Origin of the sequence: Prodigiosinella aquatilis, from assembly GCA_030388725.1 — a bacterium.
Taxonomy (GTDB): domain Bacteria; phylum Pseudomonadota; class Gammaproteobacteria; order Enterobacterales; family Enterobacteriaceae; genus Prodigiosinella; species Prodigiosinella aquatilis.
This window is the reverse complement of sequence record CP128857.1, coordinates 2665054-2682378: the sequence shown is the minus strand read 5'-3', so window position 1 is coordinate 2682378 and position 17325 is coordinate 2665054. Positions and strand designations below refer to the sequence as shown.

The following is a 17325-nucleotide window of genomic DNA, read 5'->3' as shown; positions in this document are numbered from 1 at the left end:
GAATTGGATAGCTGATAATCTGCCCCCGGTTTGCTACTGGGAATTCAGGAGAGTTCATGTACCCCCTCATTCGTAATGTGTTATTTCAGTTCGATCCAGAACGAGTTCATGAGTTTACCATCCAACTATTACATCGTATTGCCCACACGCCACTGGAGCTTTTAGTTCGTCAGTCTGTTCCCACCAAACCCGTTACCTGTATGGGATTGTCTTTTAAGAATCCGCTGGGACTGGCTGCCGGTCTGGATAAGGATGGTGAGTGTATTGATGCACTCGGTGCTATGGGGTTTGGTCATATCGAAGTGGGTACCGTGACACCACGCCCGCAGCCGGGCAATGATAAGCCTCGTCTGTTTCGGGTAGTGGAAGCGGAAGGCTTAATCAACCGTATGGGGTTTAATAACCGTGGCGTTGATTACCTGGTCGAGAACGTAAAAAAATCTCGCTTTGGTGGCGTATTAGGCATCAATATCGGAAAGAATAAAGATACGCCGGTAGAGCAAGGGAAAGAAGATTATTTGATCTGCATGGATAAGGTTTATTCTCATGCCGGTTATATTGCCATCAATATTTCTTCTCCCAATACACCGGGATTACGAACGCTGCAATACGGTGATGCATTGGATGATCTGTTACAGTCTGTAAAAAACAAGCAGTCGGAATTAGAACAACGTCATCAAAAATATGTTCCTGTGGCGGTAAAAATTGCGCCGGATCTTTCTGATGATGAATTGATCCAGATTGCAGACAGTTTGGTTAGGCATAATATAGATGGCGTAATTGCGACGAATACGACATTGGATCGTCAATTGATCCAGGGGTTAAATCATTGTGGTCAGACGGGCGGATTAAGCGGTCTCCCTCTCCAGTCCCGCAGTACGGAAGTTATTCGACGTTTGTCGCTGGAATTAAATGGACGATTGCCAATAATCGGTGTGGGAGGAATCGATTCATTGATTTCAGCCCGTGAAAAAATGGTGGCGGGTGCGACACTGATTCAGATCTATAGTGGTTTTATTTTTCACGGACCACGTTTGATTAAAGATATCGTTACTTATATCTGATTTTTATCCTTTCATTATTGCCGGGGGGTTTATTTATTCTCCCGGCTAGTCTATATTTTATTTGCTTGTATAAAAATACGTCAGAACCTTGCCTGATTGATTATTCTGGAAGCAGTAATTATTCAGCAGATAGTGGTGAGGATAAATTAAAGGTAATCCGATGAAATTAACACCTGACGATAATTGGCGTTGGTATTTTGATACTGAACATGAGCGGTTAATGCTTGATCTTGCCAATGGCATAATATTCCGCTCGCGTTTTCCAGCCAGCATGCTGACACCCGATGCGTTTAATGAAAGCGCTTTTTGTGTGGATGATGCGGCATTATTTTTTATTTATCACGAAAAGTGCCAGTGTATGAATATTAGCCACGAAGCAAAAGCCGAACTGGTATTGAACGCGCTGGTGGCAAACCGTTTCCTGAAACCACTGATGCCCAAAAGCTGGTACTTTGCCCAACAGGAGATGAAGAGCTATTGTCCACAAACGGGCGATCTGGTTCAGGTTGTGCTTAATGACAATCACGAACAGGCCAGTTTTATGATTGTTGAGGCGGGAGATAAAGCCAGCTTGTGCCTGCTGGTACAAGCACAGATCGCGTTAAGTGGCAAAACCATGATGATGGGAGATGCAATAAAAATTATGCATGACCGGTTGTCACCAGTAGATGAGGAAACAGTAGCTATGTCATCCCCATCAACGGGTTATGCTCGTGCTGTTTAGAATTCTCCCAACTGGATATTACTTTGCGGAATACAACTGCAGGACAGGATGGTTCCATCAGGTCCGATAGCGCTATCTTTCAGCGCTGAAACTTCACCATTCTGTAAGGTGAGACGACAACACCCACACAACCCGGCACGGCAAGAGTAAGGAACACGAATTCCATGTTGTTCCAACTGATCCAGTAGAATTTGCTGGTTGTTCCCTTGAATTTTTTGTCCTTGATAATCAATGGTTATTGTCTGTGTATTTTGTTGAGGTATCGACAAATGCGCTGCGATGTCCCCGGCACCATAGGGTTTTGGTGTTCTGGTTGCCAGTACCTCTATTTCATCACCCGCACGAATAATGCCATGGGAGCGGGCAATCAGATTCTGACCGAAGTCGACATCGCCATTTTCGGCGGTACGATATTTTTGCAGTGTGGCGAGCGGTTCACCCGCCGGGTGTTTACGTCCGCGCTCTATACTAACGGTAGTGAGTACGCAGCGGCTACAGGGCTTTACGACATCGAAAATAACGTCGCCAATGCGGATGGTTTGCCAACTGTCTTCAGCAAAAGGTGCCGCGCCGGTAACAACTAAGTTGGGACGAAACTGCTCAATTTTAATACCTGCCGGACAACGCTGGCGCAAATCCTCAAAAGAGGCTTCATTGATTAAAAGAAACGGGTAACCGTCGGCAAATGTCAGTGGAATTTCCGGATGACGTTTCACTCGTCGGGAGAGATCGCGCCCCAACCAGCGCAGTTGCACTGGGCGTTGCAGATACGCGCTGAGCCATTGATTAATGTGTTCGGGCGCGATGAGCGCCTGAAAATGGTTACCCCATACTTCGGTGGGGTGCGGGGCATGGGTGAAATCATCAAACCGGATATCGATACTTTGTCCATCTGTTGCGGCAATGACAATGCCATCTTGCATCAGTGCCGGAGTAAACAATACCAGTTGAGGAAACTGGCGGGCGGTAATAAATGTTCCATCGGTTTCTGTGATCATGAAAATGCGGTCGTACGCCAGGCCGCTGTCAGAAACCATACTATGCGAAAGCTGGATGCCCCGCATGGACTTTACCGGGTGAATAAAGAGCCGAGTTAAATTGATCACGGAATATTCCTTGCCGAGATAAAGCGGCAACTTTATGACAACCCGCGGGGATTAGCTATAATGCGCCTCAATTTTCTTTAAAGTGATAGCGTCGATATGAACTCTCTGTTTGCCAGCACTGCGCGTGGGCTGGAAGAATTGTTAAAAAGCGAACTTGAGGCGCTGGGCGCCCAAGCCTGTAGTGTGGTGCAAGGAGGAGTGCATTTTCAAGGTGACGATCACCTGCTTTACCAAAGCTTGATGTGGAGCCGTCTGGCATCGCGCATTCTGCTGCCGCTGAATGAATTTAAGGTTTACAGCGATCTTGATCTTTATTTGGGCGTTCAGGCGGTGGACTGGTCGTCCATTTTCAGTGTCGATAAAACCTTTGCAGTGCATTTTACCGGCACTAATGATGAGATTCGTAATAGCCAATACGGTGCGTTAAAAGTCAAAGACGCCATCGTTGACAGTTTTACTCGTAAGAGTGGGCTACGTCCGGATGTGGCCAGGCAGCAACCGGATATTCGTATTAACGTCTTTCTGCAGCGTGAAACAGCTAACGTGGCTTTGGATTTGAGCGGTGATGGTCTGCATATGCGCGGCTATCGTGAAATGGCCGGGCAGGCTCCGCTGAAAGAAAATCTGGCGGCGGCAATTGTTCTGCGTTCCGGTTGGGAACAGGGTATGCCGATGGTGGATCCTTTGTGCGGATCCGGCACTTTGTTGATTGAGGCCGCCATGATGGCGGCAGATCGTGCGCCGGGTTTGCACCGTCAACACTGGGGCTTTTTAGCCTGGCAGAAACACGATGCGTTATTGTGGAAGGATGTGACGACGGTCGCACAAAATCGTGCCCGGCAAGGGCTACAGGCCACTACTTCCCGGTTTTTTGGCTCGGATAGTGATCGCCGGGTGATTGAGATAGCACGAGCGAATGCTCGGCGGGCTGGCATCAGCGAATTGATCAATTTTGAGGTGAAAGACGCGGCACAGTTACAAAATCCGTTGCCGCAGGGACCGAAAGGTGTTGTGCTCAGTAACCCGCCATACGGTGAACGCTTAGATAGTGAACCGGCACTGATTGCCCTACATAATATGCTGGGCCGTAAGATGAAAAGTGAATTTGGTGGCTGGCAGCTTTCTTTATTTAGTGCATCGCCGGAGTTATTGAGCTGTCTGCAACTGCGCGCCGACCGCCAGTTTAAGGCTAAAAACGGTCCGCTGGATTGTGTGCAGAAAAACTATCAGTTGGCCGAAAGTTCAGGCGTTTCTGTTGCGACGATGGCGGAGGATTTTGCCAACCGGCTGAAAAAAAATCTGCGCAAACTGGATAAGTGGGTGAAACAGCAAGGTATCGAATGTTATCGCATTTATGATGCGGATCTGCCGGAGTACAATGTAGCGGTGGATCGCTATGGCAGTTGGGTAGTCGTACAGGAATATGCACCACCCAAAAGCATTGATGTACAAAAAGCCCGTCAACGTCTTTTTGATGTGATAAATGCGACCCTGAGTGTGTTGGATGTGCCTGCCAATCAGTTGGTGCTGAAAACCCGTGAGCGCCAGAAAGGTAAGAACCAGTATGGAAAACTGGCGCAGAAAGGGGAATTTTTGCTGGTACAGGAGTACAACGCCAAGCTGTGGGTGAACCTGACGGATTATCTGGATACCGGCCTGTTTCTCGATCATCGTATCGCCCGCAAGATGCTGGGTGAGATGAGCAAAGACAAAGATTTTTTAAATCTGTTTGCCTATACCGGCAGTGCCAGCGTGCATGCCGGGCTGGGTGGCGCACGCACCACCACTACGGTGGATATGTCTCGAACCTATCTGGAATGGGCAGAGAAGAATCTGCGTGCCAATGGTTTGACCGGACGTCAGCACCGTTTGGTACACGCAGATTGTTTGACATGGCTGCACCAAAGCCACGAACAGTTTGACGTGATATTTATTGATCCACCTACATTCTCTAATTCTAAACGTATGGAAGATACATTTGACGTACAGCGCGACCACCTGGTGCTGATGCGGGATTTGAAACGTCTGCTGCGCCGTGGTGGCACGATCATGTTTTCCAACAATAAGCGTGGTTTTCAGATGGATGTGGCGGGGCTGGCCGCCGCGGGATTGGTCGCAAAAGAGATTACTGATCGCACGTTATCACAGGATTTTGCTCGTAATCGTCAGATTCACAACTGCTGGCTGCTACAACATGCCGGAGAGGAAAAGTAACCACAATGTCATTAATCAGTTTATCGGGCGCATGGCTGTCGTTCAGTGATGCCCCGTTGTTGGATAACACCGAACTTCATATTGAAGAAAATGAGCGCGTTTGCCTGGTCGGGCGTAATGGTGCCGGCAAATCGACACTGTTGAAGATTTTAGCCCAGGAAGTTCCGCTGGATGATGGCCGTCTGGTGTATGAGCAGGATGTGATTGTGGCGCGTCTACAACAAGACCCACCGCGCGATGTGGCGGGTACTGTGTTTGATTTCGTGGCGGAAGGCGTCGCAGAGCAGGCCGGATACCTGAAAGAGTATCACACCGTTTTACGGTTGATCAGTACCGATCCCAGCGAAAAGAATCTCAACCAGTTGGCGAAAATTCAGGATGTACTGGAACATCAAGGGTTGTGGCAGCTGGAAGATCGCATCAACGAAATTTTGGAACAACTGGGGCTGTCGGCGGATATGCCGTTGTCGGCACTGTCCGGCGGCTGGCTGCGTAAAGCCGCATTAGGACGGGCATTGGTTAGCTCGCCGAAAGTGCTGTTATTGGATGAACCCACGAACCATTTGGATATTGAAACCATTGACTGGTTGGAAAGTTTCCTCAAGACATTTCAGGGCAGCATAGTGTTCATTTCACATGACCGATCTTTTATTCGCAACATGGCGACCCGGATTGTTGACCTGGATCGCGGCAAGCTGGTGTCCTGGCCAGGAGATTATGATAAGTATCTGCTGGGCAAAGAAGAAGCGCTGCGGGTTGAAGATCTGCAGAATGCGGAGTTTGATCGTAAGTTAGCTCAGGAAGAAGTCTGGATTCGTCAGGGCATCAAAGCGCGGCGTACTCGTAATGAAGGCCGGGTTCGAGCATTGAAAACGATGCGTCAAGAGCGGGCCGGGCGTCGTGAAGTGATGGGCTCTGCTAAAATGCAGGTTGAAGAAGCTGCCCGTTCCGGCAAAATTGTGCTTGAGCTGGAAAATGTGCACTATCAGGTAGACGGGAAGGTACTGGTAACCGATTTTTCGGCGCAGGTACAGCGTGGCGATAAGATCGCGTTGGTGGGGCCAAATGGCTGTGGCAAAACAACGCTGTTGAAACTGATGCTGGGCCAGTTACAGGCCACTCGTGGACGAATTCATTGCGGTACCAAGCTGGAAGTCGCCTATTTCGACCAGCACCGTGCGGAATTAGACCCGGAACGTACGGTAATGGACAATCTGGCGGAAGGTAAGCAGGAAGTGATGGTTAATGGCCGCTCACGTCACGTATTAGGCTATTTGCAGGACTTCCTGTTCCATCCCAAACGTGCTATGACGCCAGTGAAAGCGTTATCTGGCGGAGAACGCAACCGACTGCTGTTAGCCCGCCTGTTTTTAAAACCCAGCAACCTGTTGATTCTAGATGAACCTACCAACGATCTGGATGTGGAAACGCTGGAATTGTTGGAAGAGCTGATTGAAGGTTATCAGGGTACGGTCTTGCTGGTCAGTCATGATCGACAGTTTGTGGATAATTCGGTGACCGAGTGCTGGATCTTTGAAGGTAACGGCGTTATAGGTCGTTATGTTGGTGGTTATTATGATGCCCAACAGCAACGTGCTGAAACTATACCGCTACGTAACCCGGCTATTGTGCCTGCTGCCGCTGCCTCGGTAAGCGACGCGCCAACCACCGCCGCACAACCCGCCAAACGGTATTCTGGTAAATTGAGTTATAACCAACAGCGCGAGTTAGCGCTATTGCCGCAGCAGATTGAGGAACTTGAGCAGGAAATCAGTTCATTGCAGCGACAAATGAGTGATTCTGGCTTCTTCAGTCGTTCGTATGACGAAACCCAGCAGGTTCTGCAATCGCTGGCGAAGGCGGAGCAGAGCCTTGAAACCTGTTTTGAACGCTGGGAATCACTTGAAGCGCAAAAGAACGGCTAATCTTTAGCAGCAGATGGCCTGGCGTCGCCTCTGTGTCAGGTCTATCCGAAGGAGGCTGTTAATGTGTACCCAGGTTCACGATAGTGATCGCCACATGCTATGCCCACATTGTGATCTGTTAGTTGATCTCCCGCTGGTACACGACGGTCAGCGTGCGGTGTGTCCCCGCTGCAAAACGGTATTAATCAGTCGTTGTTCCGAGCCGCGCCGGCGTCCTGCCAGCTATGCTTTCAGTGCGGTAATGATGTTGGTGTTGTCTACATTGTTTCCATTTGTCTCAATGCAGATAGCTGGTATTACCAACGAAATTACTTTGTTGGAAATTCCCCAAGTGATGGTGGACGACGATTATGCCAGTGTCGCAACCTTGTTTATGTGCTTTGTGCAACTGGTTCCGGCATTTTGCATGGTGGCCATTGTACTACTGTGCTTACGTGCGTCTTTGCCTTATGACCTGAAGCGAAACATAACCAAAATTCTATTTCGATTGAAAAGCTGGGGAATGGCAGAAATTTTTCTGGCCGGCGTCCTGGTCAGTTTTGTCAAGCTGATGGCGTATGGCGATATCGGTATTGGTGCCAGTTTTATTCCTTACGTCTTATTTTGTCTGCTGCAATTACTGGCGTTTCAGAATCTGGATCGCCGCTGGTTGTGGGATGATGTAGCGGCCCCACCGAGTCTGCCTGTCGACTTGCAGGTTGGTCGTAGTGGATTGCTGCAAGGGGTCCGCTCGTGTTCTTGCTGCATGGCGATTCTGCCAGCCGATCAACAAATTTGCCCACGTTGTCACACTCATGGACATGCTCGGCGTAGACATAGCCTGCAATGGACGCTAGCGTTGCTGATCACGTCGGCGCTGCTTTATGTTCCGGCTAATATCATGCCGATTATGGTGACGGAATCGTTGGGTAATCGCACAACATCCACCATTATGTCGGGAGTTTCCCTGCTGTGGGATATGGGATCGTATCCCGTGGCATTGGTGATTTTTGTCGCCAGTATCATGGTGCCAACGCTGAAAATGCTGGCGATGTGCTGGCTGTGTTGGAATGCTCAAAAGAACGGCCACCATGATAGTGAGCGGGTGCATCTGGTGTATGAAATTGTTGAATTTGTTGGCCGTTGGTCAATGATTGATATTTTTGTTATTGCAGTATTATCGACAATGGTCCGTATCGGCAGATTGATGAATGTTTACCCGGAGATCGGGGCCGTACTTTTCGCCTTGGTGGTGATCCTGACAATGATTGCCGCAATGACGTTTGATCCCCGTCTATTATGGGACCGACATAATTATGAGTTAGAGGAGCTTCCCGTTGACGAAAAGTAATCGCAGCGTAGCGGAGATTGAAACGATTAAACGCTGGTCACCAGTATGGATTGTCCCAATCGTCACGGTGTTAATTGGTGCCTGGATTCTGTTTTATCATTTTAGCCATCAGGGGCCGGAAATTACGCTTATCACCAGTAATGCAGAAGGCATTGAAGCGGGTAAAACAACGATTAAAAGCCTCAATGTCAATGTGGGGATAGTGGAAAGTGTCGTATTGAGTAAAGACTTGCACCAGGTGGAAATAAAGGCGCGTTTGAACCATGGAATGGGCAAGTTACTGAGCCGTGATTCTGTTTTTTGGGTAGTCAAACCCCAGATAGGCCGGGAAGGTGTTTCGGGATTAGGGACGCTGTTGTCTGGGGCATTCATACAGCTACAACCAGGATCCAGTGAAGATGAAAGCAAGTCATTCGAGTTGTTGGATACGCCGCCATTGGCACCACCGAATTCAAAAGGGATTCGTATCATCCTCAACAGCGAACAGTCTGGGCAACTGAATCCCGGTGATCCGGTGTTATTCCGTGGTTATCGTGTGGGATCGGTAGAAGCCAGTCAGTTCGATCCTAAGGCTAGAATGATGCACTACCAGCTGTTTATCTCCGCCCCATACAATAGCCTGGTGACAAGCAATGTTCGTTTTTGGAAAGACAGTGGTGTGTCATTGAATCTTTCCGCGCAAGGGATGCGCGTGGAGATGGGTTCCCTGAGCACACTGATCAGCGGCGGTGTCAGTTTTGATGTGCCTGCTGGCTGGGCACCGGGGAAGGTCGCTCATGACCGTGCTGAATATAAATTATTTGATAATCAGAACAGCATTCAGGATTCGCTTTATACCGAATACAAAGAATATCTGATGTTTTTTGATGAATCGATTCGCGGGCTACAACCGGGGGCACCGGTGGAATTCCGGGGCATACGATTGGGCACAGTGACACGGGTACCGTACTTTCCGAAAGAGATACTGCAACGTATTGATAGTGACTACCGTATTCCGGTGTTGATTCGTATTGAGCAGGATCGCCTGGATAAAAATATCCGGGATAAATTGAACCTGAATCAGGAACTGCACAACGCCTGGTCAAAGGGATTGAGGGCCTCGTTAAAAACGGCGAATATCCTGACCGGTGCATTGTATATCGATATGGATTTCTATCCAAAACAGAAAGGTCAGCTTAGTAAGCCATCGACAGTGGATGGCTACCCGGTTTTCCCTACGGTTAATAGCGGCTTATCGGAGATACAGCAGAAACTGGTATCAATATTAGATAAGGTTAATAATCTGCCATTGACCCCGATGGTAGAACAGGCAACCAAAACATTAGCTGAGGGTCAGTCAACCCTGCGAGAAATGCAAAAAACACTGGTAACTCTGAATCGGATTACTGGTAGTGAAGCCATGCAGGGTTTACCGCAGGATATGCAACACACGCTCCGTGAGTTGAATCGAAGTCTGCAGGGCTTTCAGCAGGGCTCTCCGGCTTACAATAAAATGGTGGCAAATATGCAGCATTTTGATCAGGTGATACGGGAATTGCAGCCACTATTACGTACTTTGAATGAAAAGAGTAATGCTCTGGTATTTGACGCCCCGGGTGCCAAGGATCCTCAACCGAAGAAGGCTAAACCATGATGAAAGGATGGTCACTGGCGCTGATACTATTGCTGAGTGCTTGTAGCAGCGCCCCACAGAAAGTGTATTACCAGATTCCGGTTGACGTGAAGGATTCGGCGGTCTCTATTACTCCGGCATCTGGTCATTATTTAGAAATCAGGACTGTCAATCTGGCTGATTACTTGTCCAATTCGGGGATTGTGTTTCAGACATCAGATGTGCGTTATACCATTGCCAGCAATAACCTGTGGGCCAGTCCACTCGATCAGCAATTACGGCAGGCGCTGATGGTTACTTTACATGACGGGTTGCCGGGATGGCGAATCACCTCCCAGGACATGGGAGGCAACCCGGCAATGCTTGATGTAAATGTCACTGCGTTTCAAGGGCGTTACGATGGTAAGGCGGTGATTAGCGGAGAATGGATTCTCCGCTATCAAGATAAAGTGGTCACTCATCCGTTTCATATAGAGATATCACAAACGGCAGATGGATACGACGCTCTGGTCAAGGCCTTGTCCCAGGGCTGGCGTCAGGTTGGTCACTCTATTGTTCAGCAGACGGCTTCATTCCCCTAAAGCATATCAAATACCTTTGAACGTTATTTTTAATCTAAAAAAATACGTTCAGAGGTTTTGTTTTGACCTCAATTCGTTAGCAATGATTTATGGCTGCCGCCAGTCGAAAACTTTCAATATAGTTCACAAATATGACATTGGCGTGAATTTTGCGCCTTGATCTTCCATGAAATACTCGCTATTCATAACGTGTGATTGACTGAAAAGTAATCACTGTTTTCTTTCCACCAGATATGAAAGTGAGGGAGATAAGGCATGAAGAGACAGAAACGAGATCGCCTGGAAAGGGCTCATTCACGAGGGTATCAAGCAGGTATTTCTGGTCGACCAAGGGAGTTATGCCCTTATCAATCGATCAATGCCCGGTCTCACTGGTTGGGAGGTTGGCGACAGGCCATGGAGGATAAGGTAGTGACTGCCTAGCACACCTTATCAATTGAAAAAGGAACAACCTCCGCCTGGGCGGAGGTTTTCGTTAGTGAACCAGCGTAAACGGTTCAGACTGCAAAGCAGACAATTCAAAAGCGGACGTCCACCGCCTCGGCTAATTGCGATAATATCAGTTCACTGTCTTTCCAGCCGAGACAAGGATCGGTAATCGATTGACCGTAAGTCAGTGTCTTCGGATTACGTGAGGGCTGATTACCTTCAACCAAAAAGCTTTCTATCATTACGCCGACAATGGCCTGTGAGCCTTGGCGGATTTGTTGGCAGATATCCTGGGCAACATCCAACTGGCGGTGATATTGTTTCTGACAATTTCCATGACTGAAATCGACAACCAGATACTCGGGCAGGGAATATTCACATAAATCAGCACAGGTGATGGCAATGTCTTTGGCATGGTAGTTGGGGGTTTTGCCTCCACGCATGATGATGTGCCCAAAAGGGTTGCCAGTAGTTTGATAGACGGTCATCTTTCCCTGTTTGTCTGGAGATAAAAACATATGTGATGCGCGGGCTGCACGGATAGCATCAATCGCGATGCGCGTGTTACCGTCAGTGCCGTTTTTGAACCCTACGGGACAGGACAGCGCCGACGCCATTTCACGATGGATCTGACTCTCGGTGGTACGGGCACCGATGGCACCCCAACTGATCAGGTCGGCAATGTACTGGCCGGTGACAATGTCCAGAAATTCGGTAGCGGTAGGTAGGCCTAGCGCATTGATGTTCAGTAAAAGTTGACGGGCCAGCGCCAACCCTTCATTGACTCTAAAGGTGCCATTGAGATCCGGATCGGAAATTAACCCTTTCCAGCCCACCACGGTGCGCGGTTTTTCAAAGTAAGTGCGCATGACGATTTCCAGTCGGTCTTGATAACGACCGCGTAGTTCAGCCAATCGTTGGGCGTAATCGAGGGCACTTTCAGGATGATGGATAGAACAGGGACCGATGACGACCAGTAATCGGCGATCCTGACCAGTAAGAATATTTTCTATTTTTAAGCGTGACGTAGTCACTATTTCTGTCACCGCAGGCGTTACCGGTAGCTTGGTTATCAATGTATCGGGTGTAACCAGGCTAGTGATGCGCGCACTACGCAGCTCATCTGTTTGTTGCATGTAGAATCTCTGCAATTTTTTAAAGGTCAGTCCATCCGGTTTGTTTCACTTATTGCTTTCAAATCAATTAAACCGCGATTCTCGCACACTATACCATGTACTAGTACATGCGGCGACTCATACCTAAAATATCAATGATCTTGGCGGAAATTTCCTCCACCGAATAATTAGTGGTATTGATGTATTTGATCTGATGCTGGCGGAACAATGCTTCTACTTCACTCAGCTCTATCCGGCATTGCCGCAACGAAGCATAACGGCTGTTACCTCGCCGCTCTTCGCGAATAGCGGACAGTCTCTCGGCATCAATAGTCAGGCCAAACAGTTTTTGCTGATAGGGTTTTAGAGCTTCCGGCAGGCGCAGGTTGTCCATATCGTCATCAATGAATGGATAATTAGCGGCACGGATTCCAAACTGCATAGCCAAATAAAGGCTGGTAGGCGTTTTGCCGCAGCGCGAAACACCCAACAAAATGACTTGGGCTTGATCAAGATTACGTAAAGAGATGCCATCGTCATGGGCCAACGTATAGTCAATTGCCGCGATGCGGGCGTCATATTTATTTAGATTACTGGCTGTCAGGCCGTGAGTCCGATTGGCGATCGGCATTGGAGCGATATTCAGCTCCTGTTGCAGTGGCGCCACCAGAGCCTGCACAATGTCCTGACAAAACCCTTCACTGTTGACAATAATATCCCGTACTGTGGGTGTCACTATGGAGTAGAATACCAATGGACGGATACCGCTTTGATGATAGATGGCATTAATCTGTTCACAGACTGCGCTGGCACGTGTTTCGCTTTCAACAAAAGGCAAGGTATAACTAACCGCGTTGATCGGAAATTGTGAGAGTACGGCATGACCAATCGCTTCGGCAGTGATTGCCGTGCCATCTGATATATAAAACACACTTCTTTCCACAATTGCTCCTTACGCTTTTGTCTGGATACTAAAAAATCTTCTGTGCTATAAATCGAGTTTTTCGTCATGATTTTATTGAAACGGCATTTCATTATGTTCATGATTAGAATGCTATTCTTTTACAATATTGAGGTTTTCTCCTAATTAAGCAAAGAAAACCTGTCAGTGCAGTTTTTTTTCATAGGTTGATCGATTCACCTTTCCTGCATTTTTAAAACGCTATGCTACCCTCAAAGCGCTGATATCGATTCTCAGCGAACTCTTCCATACCCCAATTGTATGCAGAAAGGATTATTTTCGATGTCCAATAACGGCCCTGATATGCGTAATGTCCTCTGGTATAACCAACTTGGTATGCACGATGTTGAGCAGGTGGGAGGCAAAAATGCTTCTCTGGGTGAAATGATTACCAACCTGTCTGAACTGGGCGTTGCTGTCCCCAATGGTTTCGCGACTACCGCCCAGGCGTTTAATGATTTTCTTAATCAAAGTGGGATTAACCAGCGTATTTATGAATTGCTGGATGGCACAGATGTGGATGACATTAGCCAACTGGCGAAAGCTGGGGCACAAATTCGTCAGTGGATTATTGATACGCCATTTCAGTCCGAGTTGGAACGGGCGATCTGTGAGGCTTATCAGCAACTGTCTGAGGGAGAAGACGAAGCGTCCTTCGCCGTGCGTTCTTCAGCAACCGCAGAAGATATGCCGGATGCCTCTTTTGCCGGTCAGCAGGAAACTTTCCTTAATGTGCAAGGAATTGATGCGGTCATGACGGCGGTGAAACATGTATTCGCTTCCTTGTTCAACGATCGTGCCATTTCTTACCGTGTACACCAGGGATATGACCATCGTGGTGTGGCATTATCTGCGGGCGTTCAACGCATGGTCCGCTCTGATCTGGCGGCATCCGGCGTGATGTTCACCATTGATACGGAATCCGGTTTTGACCAGGTCGTATTCATTACCGCTGCCTGGGGTCTGGGGGAGATGGTGGTGCAGGGGGCGGTTAATCCTGATGAATTTTACGTTCATAAACCCACTTTGCTGAAGGGTAAACCAGCTATTGTACGTCGCACGATGGGCTCGAAAAAAATCCGCATGGTTTACGCTTCCAGCCAGGAACATGGTAAACAAGTCCGTATTGAAGATGTGCCAGAACAGCTCTCAGGGCGTTTCTGCCTGAGTGATGAAGAGGTTCAGGCACTGGCACACCAGGCATTGCTGATTGAGAAACATTATGGCCGCCCGATGGATATCGAATGGGCGAAAGATGGTCATAACGGTAAGCTGTATATCGTTCAGGCCCGTCCGGAGACCGTGCGTTCAAACGGGCAGGTGATGGAGCGTTACAATATGCCAGAAGGTGGTGACATTCTGGTAGAAGGCCGAGCGATTGGTCACCGTATTGGCGCCGGTGAGGTCAAGATTGTCCACGATATCAGTGAAATGCACCGTATCAATGCCGGTGATGTCCTGGTGACGGATATGACCGACCCGGATTGGGAGCCGATCATGAAGAAAGCGGCTGCCATTGTCACCAATCGTGGTGGACGTACCTGCCATGCGGCGATTATTGCTCGCGAGTTGGGTATTCCGGCCGTGGTGGGATGTGGCGACGCCACTGAACGTTTGCATAATGGACAAAAAGTCACGGTGTCTTGTGCGGAAGGTGATACTGGCTATGTTTACAAGGACGTGCTGGATTTCACGGTGAAAAGTTCTCAAGTGGATGAAATGCCCACGTTGCCTTTGAAAATCATGATGAACGTGGGTAACCCGGATCGGGCTTTTGACTTTGCCTGCTTGCCGAATGAAGGTGTTGGTCTGGCTCGTCTGGAATTTATCATCAATCGCATGATCGGTGTTCATCCTCGCGCGTTACTGGAATTTGACCAACAGACTCCTGAATTACAACGTGAAATCAAAGCGTTGATGCAGGGTTATAATGATCCTGTTGAGTTCTATATCGAACGTTTGAAAGAGGGCATTGCTACGTTGGCAGCGGCTTTCTGGCCAAAACGTGTCATCGTGCGTCTATCCGACTTTAAATCTAATGAATATGCCAATCTGCTTGGTGGTGAGCGTTATGAGCCGGAAGAAGAAAACCCAATGCTGGGTTTCCGTGGTGCCGGGCGTTATGTATCCCCTGATTTCAAAGCGTGCTTTGCGCTGGAATGCGAAGCCGTCAAGCGAGTACGCAATCTGATGGGGTTAACCAACGTTGAAGTGATGATCCCGTTTGTTCGGACTGTCGCTCAAGCTAAGGCTGTGGTTGAGGGCTTGGCGCATCAGGGTCTGCGCCGTGGTGAGGATGGGTTAAAGATTATCATGATGTGCGAGATCCCCTCCAATGCACTGCTGGCAGAGGATTTCTTGCAGTATTTTGATGGGTTCTCTATTGGTTCCAATGATATGACCCAGCTCGCTCTTGGCTTGGATCGTGATTCTGGCGTGGTGTCCGAGCTATTTGATGAACGTAATGACGCAGTAAAAGCCTTGTTGTCGATGGCTATTAAAGCGGCAAAAAAACAGGGTAAATACGTAGGGATCTGTGGTCAGGGACCCTCTGATCATGAAGATTTTGCTGCCTGGTTAATGGAACAAGGTATCGACAGTTTGTCTCTGAACCCGGATACGGTGGTGCAAACCTGGTTAAATCTGGCTGAAAATCTCTAGTCCAGTTCACGTAGTAAAAACTAAAACCGCCCGTCAGCTATATGGCTACGGGCGGTTTTCTTTTTATAGGTTAGCTGAAGTTTTGATTTTTAACGGCTGACATGGCTCACAGACCATCGTCTTATGGATAAAAAAAAGCCCATCTCAGGGGATGGGCAAAGACTACACACAGCAATTCGTTACTGACTTTGACTAGGAGAAACCTTATTTGCAAACATTACGTTAACAATAGCGCTGATATCCATAGTATGAATTTCAATCTGTAGAGTCATTAAGAATCATCCCAATGGTTAATATTTTTTTAAGAATTATTTTAGTACCTGCAAGGTATGTTCAAGATATTTAGCATAAAAGAAAATAAATGGATCTAAAAAACGAACAATCATTGGGAATAATCTTATATTGATTAGATTAATTTATCATTTGTGGGGTTATCGGGGGAGTAACCCCCGAAAGGTAAAATGAGGCGTATTTAATTCATTGTGAGCAAAATGTTGCTATTTTTTACCTATATTTTTAACGCTAGTTAAACTTGGTGGTTCGGGAACTTCCTGCATCCATGCGGACAGGAGGCGATAAGAAACTGCCAATACTACCGGGCCGATGAATATGCCTATCATGCCAAAAGCCAGCAAACCACCGATAACGCCCGATAAGATCAGTAACATTGGTAAATCAGCCCCCATGCGAATCAATAGAGGACGGATGACATTATCCAGCGTACCGACGATACAGCTCCAGACCAACAGCACCGTGCCCCAGGTGGTATCACCACTCCAATACAACCAGATAATCGCCGGGATTAGTACCAACAGCGGTCCAAGTTGCGCAACACAGCACAGGAACATCAGAACAGTTAACAGTGTGGTATAGGGAATGCCCGATAGTGAGAGGCCTATACCGCCAAGCAGAGACTGTACGATTGCGGTCACTACTACGCCGAGAGCAACGGCTCGAATGGCTTGCGCGGCAAGGATCACCGCAGTGTCGCCGCGCTGTTTACCCAGACGGATCGCAAAGCGTCGCACGCCTAACGCTACCTGATCGCCCTTGATATAGAGCAAGACGCTGAATATGACCATTAAGGCGCAGTGCATCAGAAAACGGCCAATGTGCGCGGCTTGCTCTACTATCCAGGTGGCTGTTCTGCCGATGTAAGGCTGAACCTTTGCCATTAACGCGCTGCCACCACTGTGTACCAGCGTCTGCCAACTGCTGTAAAGTTTATCGCCAATCAGTGGGATGGATTCCAGCCATTGCAGTGATGGCGGTGTCATCTTCTGTTGACTGGATGCCCATTTGATCAATGCCGCGCTATTATCAATTATGCTACTCACCAGAATGGAGGTCGGGATGACAAACAGCAGAATCAACAACAGCGCCATCACGATAACGGCCAGGGGACGGTATCCCCACAATATATGTTGAAGGCGAATTAACAGTGGCCAGGTCGCAATTACCACCATGCTGGCCCAGGCAAACCCTAGAATGAACGGTTGCACCACCCAGAAACAGGCAATAATCATAATAGCGATGAACAGCAGGCTGAATAATATTCGGGTGATATCAAAGTGCTGAGGTTGAGGCTGAGACTGTTTCATCA

At 48.2% G+C, this 17325-nt stretch carries 13 protein-coding genes and 1 other RNA gene; 9 read left to right on the top strand and 5 right to left on the bottom strand.

All coding sequences use genetic code 11. The annotated features are described in order from the left end of the window. The first annotated feature begins 56 nt into the window (after positions 1-56). Entirely contained in the window at positions 57-1064 is a 1008-nt protein-coding gene (gene pyrD / locus PCO85_12470) for a quinone-dependent dihydroorotate dehydrogenase (GenBank protein WJV52071.1), read from the top strand. A 160-nt stretch (positions 1065-1224) separates the two neighbouring features. Beyond that, entirely contained in the window at positions 1225-1788 is a 564-nt protein-coding gene (locus PCO85_12465; protein WJV52070.1) for a cell division protein ZapC, read from the top strand. On the opposite strand, the gene PCO85_12460 is transcribed toward PCO85_12465, so the two are convergent. Next, positions 1785-2894, bottom strand: coding sequence for a YcbX family protein (locus PCO85_12460; GenBank protein ID WJV52069.1), 1110 nt, complete (start codon positions 2892-2894; stop codon positions 1785-1787). The genes PCO85_12465 and PCO85_12460 overlap by 4 nt on opposite strands. 96 nt (positions 2895-2990) lie before the next feature. On the opposite strand from PCO85_12460, the gene rlmKL reads away from it, so the two are divergent. From rlmKL to rmf, 6 genes are all read left to right on the top strand, one after another. Continuing rightward, positions 2991-5108 (top strand): bifunctional 23S rRNA (guanine(2069)-N(7))-methyltransferase RlmK/23S rRNA (guanine(2445)-N(2))-methyltransferase RlmL, encoded by a 2118-nt coding sequence (gene rlmKL / locus PCO85_12455; GenBank protein ID WJV52068.1) that lies wholly within the window; start codon positions 2991-2993, stop codon positions 5106-5108. A 5-nt stretch (positions 5109-5113) separates the two neighbouring features. Next, on the top strand, positions 5114-7033 hold the full coding sequence (locus PCO85_12450) for an ABC transporter ATP-binding protein (GenBank protein WJV52067.1): 1920 nt from the start codon (positions 5114-5116) through the stop codon (positions 7031-7033). Positions 7034-7094: 61 nt separating this feature from the next. Then, positions 7095-8363, top strand: a complete 1269-nt coding sequence (gene pqiA / locus PCO85_12445; GenBank protein ID WJV52066.1) for a membrane integrity-associated transporter subunit PqiA — start codon at positions 7095-7097, stop codon at positions 8361-8363. Further along, positions 8350-9996 (top strand): intermembrane transport protein PqiB, encoded by a 1647-nt coding sequence (gene pqiB, locus PCO85_12440; GenBank protein WJV52065.1) that lies wholly within the window; start codon positions 8350-8352, stop codon positions 9994-9996. The genes pqiA and pqiB overlap by 14 nt, the downstream gene beginning before the upstream one ends. Then, the gene (gene pqiC / locus PCO85_12435) at positions 9993-10556 is read left to right on the top strand and encodes a membrane integrity-associated transporter subunit PqiC (protein ID WJV52064.1); all 564 of its coding nucleotides are present in this window, start codon (positions 9993-9995) and stop codon (positions 10554-10556) included. The genes pqiB and pqiC overlap by 4 nt, the downstream gene beginning before the upstream one ends. A gap of 255 nt (positions 10557-10811) precedes the next feature. After that, a complete protein-coding gene (gene rmf / locus PCO85_12430; protein WJV52063.1) occupies positions 10812-10979 on the top strand; it encodes a ribosome modulation factor in 168 nt (55 codons plus the stop codon). Positions 10980-11074: 95 nt separating this feature from the next. Here rmf and PCO85_12425 read toward each other — a convergent pair whose 3' ends face one another. Beyond that, a complete protein-coding gene (locus PCO85_12425; GenBank protein ID WJV52062.1) occupies positions 11075-12121 on the bottom strand; it encodes a 3-deoxy-7-phosphoheptulonate synthase in 1047 nt (348 codons plus the stop codon). A 100-nt stretch (positions 12122-12221) separates the two neighbouring features. Continuing rightward, positions 12222-13043 carry a pyruvate, water dikinase regulatory protein gene (locus tag PCO85_12420; GenBank protein WJV52061.1) on the bottom strand — a complete coding sequence of 274 codons (822 nt, stop codon included), beginning with the start codon at positions 13041-13043 and terminating at the stop codon, positions 12222-12224. Positions 13044-13343: 300 nt separating this feature from the next. Here PCO85_12420 and ppsA point away from each other — a divergent pair, with 300 nt between their 5' ends. Then, positions 13344-15722: a phosphoenolpyruvate synthase gene (gene ppsA / locus PCO85_12415; protein WJV52060.1), complete on the top strand. Its 2379-nt coding sequence runs from the start codon at positions 13344-13346 to the stop codon at positions 15720-15722. A 127-nt stretch (positions 15723-15849) separates the two neighbouring features. On the opposite strand, the gene rprA is transcribed toward ppsA, so the two are convergent. Continuing rightward, positions 15850-15958: antisense sRNA RprA (gene rprA, locus PCO85_12410), an RNA gene on the bottom strand. A gap of 261 nt (positions 15959-16219) precedes the next feature. Further along, positions 16220-17323, bottom strand: coding sequence for an AI-2E family transporter YdiK (gene ydiK, locus PCO85_12405; protein WJV52059.1), 1104 nt, complete (start codon positions 17321-17323; stop codon positions 16220-16222). Between the last annotated feature and the right edge of the window lie 2 nt (positions 17324-17325).

Coding starts and splice junctions, on each gene's coding strand:
- pyrD (WJV52071.1), top strand. CDS start 57: ATGTACCCCCTCATTCGTAATGTGTTATTTCAGTTCGATCCAGAACGA.
- PCO85_12465 (WJV52070.1), top strand. CDS start 1,225: ATGAAATTAACACCTGACGATAATTGGCGTTGGTATTTTGATACTGAA.
- rlmKL (WJV52068.1), top strand. CDS start 2,991: ATGAACTCTCTGTTTGCCAGCACTGCGCGTGGGCTGGAAGAATTGTTA.
- PCO85_12450 (WJV52067.1), top strand. CDS start 5,114: ATGTCATTAATCAGTTTATCGGGCGCATGGCTGTCGTTCAGTGATGCC.
- pqiA (WJV52066.1), top strand. CDS start 7,095: ATGTGTACCCAGGTTCACGATAGTGATCGCCACATGCTATGCCCACAT.
- pqiC (WJV52064.1), top strand. CDS start 9,993: ATGATGAAAGGATGGTCACTGGCGCTGATACTATTGCTGAGTGCTTGT.
- rmf (WJV52063.1), top strand. CDS start 10,812: ATGAAGAGACAGAAACGAGATCGCCTGGAAAGGGCTCATTCACGAGGG.
- PCO85_12425 (WJV52062.1), bottom strand. CDS start 12,121: ATGCAACAAACAGATGAGCTGCGTAGTGCGCGCATCACTAGCCTGGTT.
- ppsA (WJV52060.1), top strand. CDS start 13,344: ATGTCCAATAACGGCCCTGATATGCGTAATGTCCTCTGGTATAACCAA.
- ydiK (WJV52059.1), bottom strand. CDS start 17,323: ATGAAACAGTCTCAGCCTCAACCTCAGCACTTTGATATCACCCGAATA.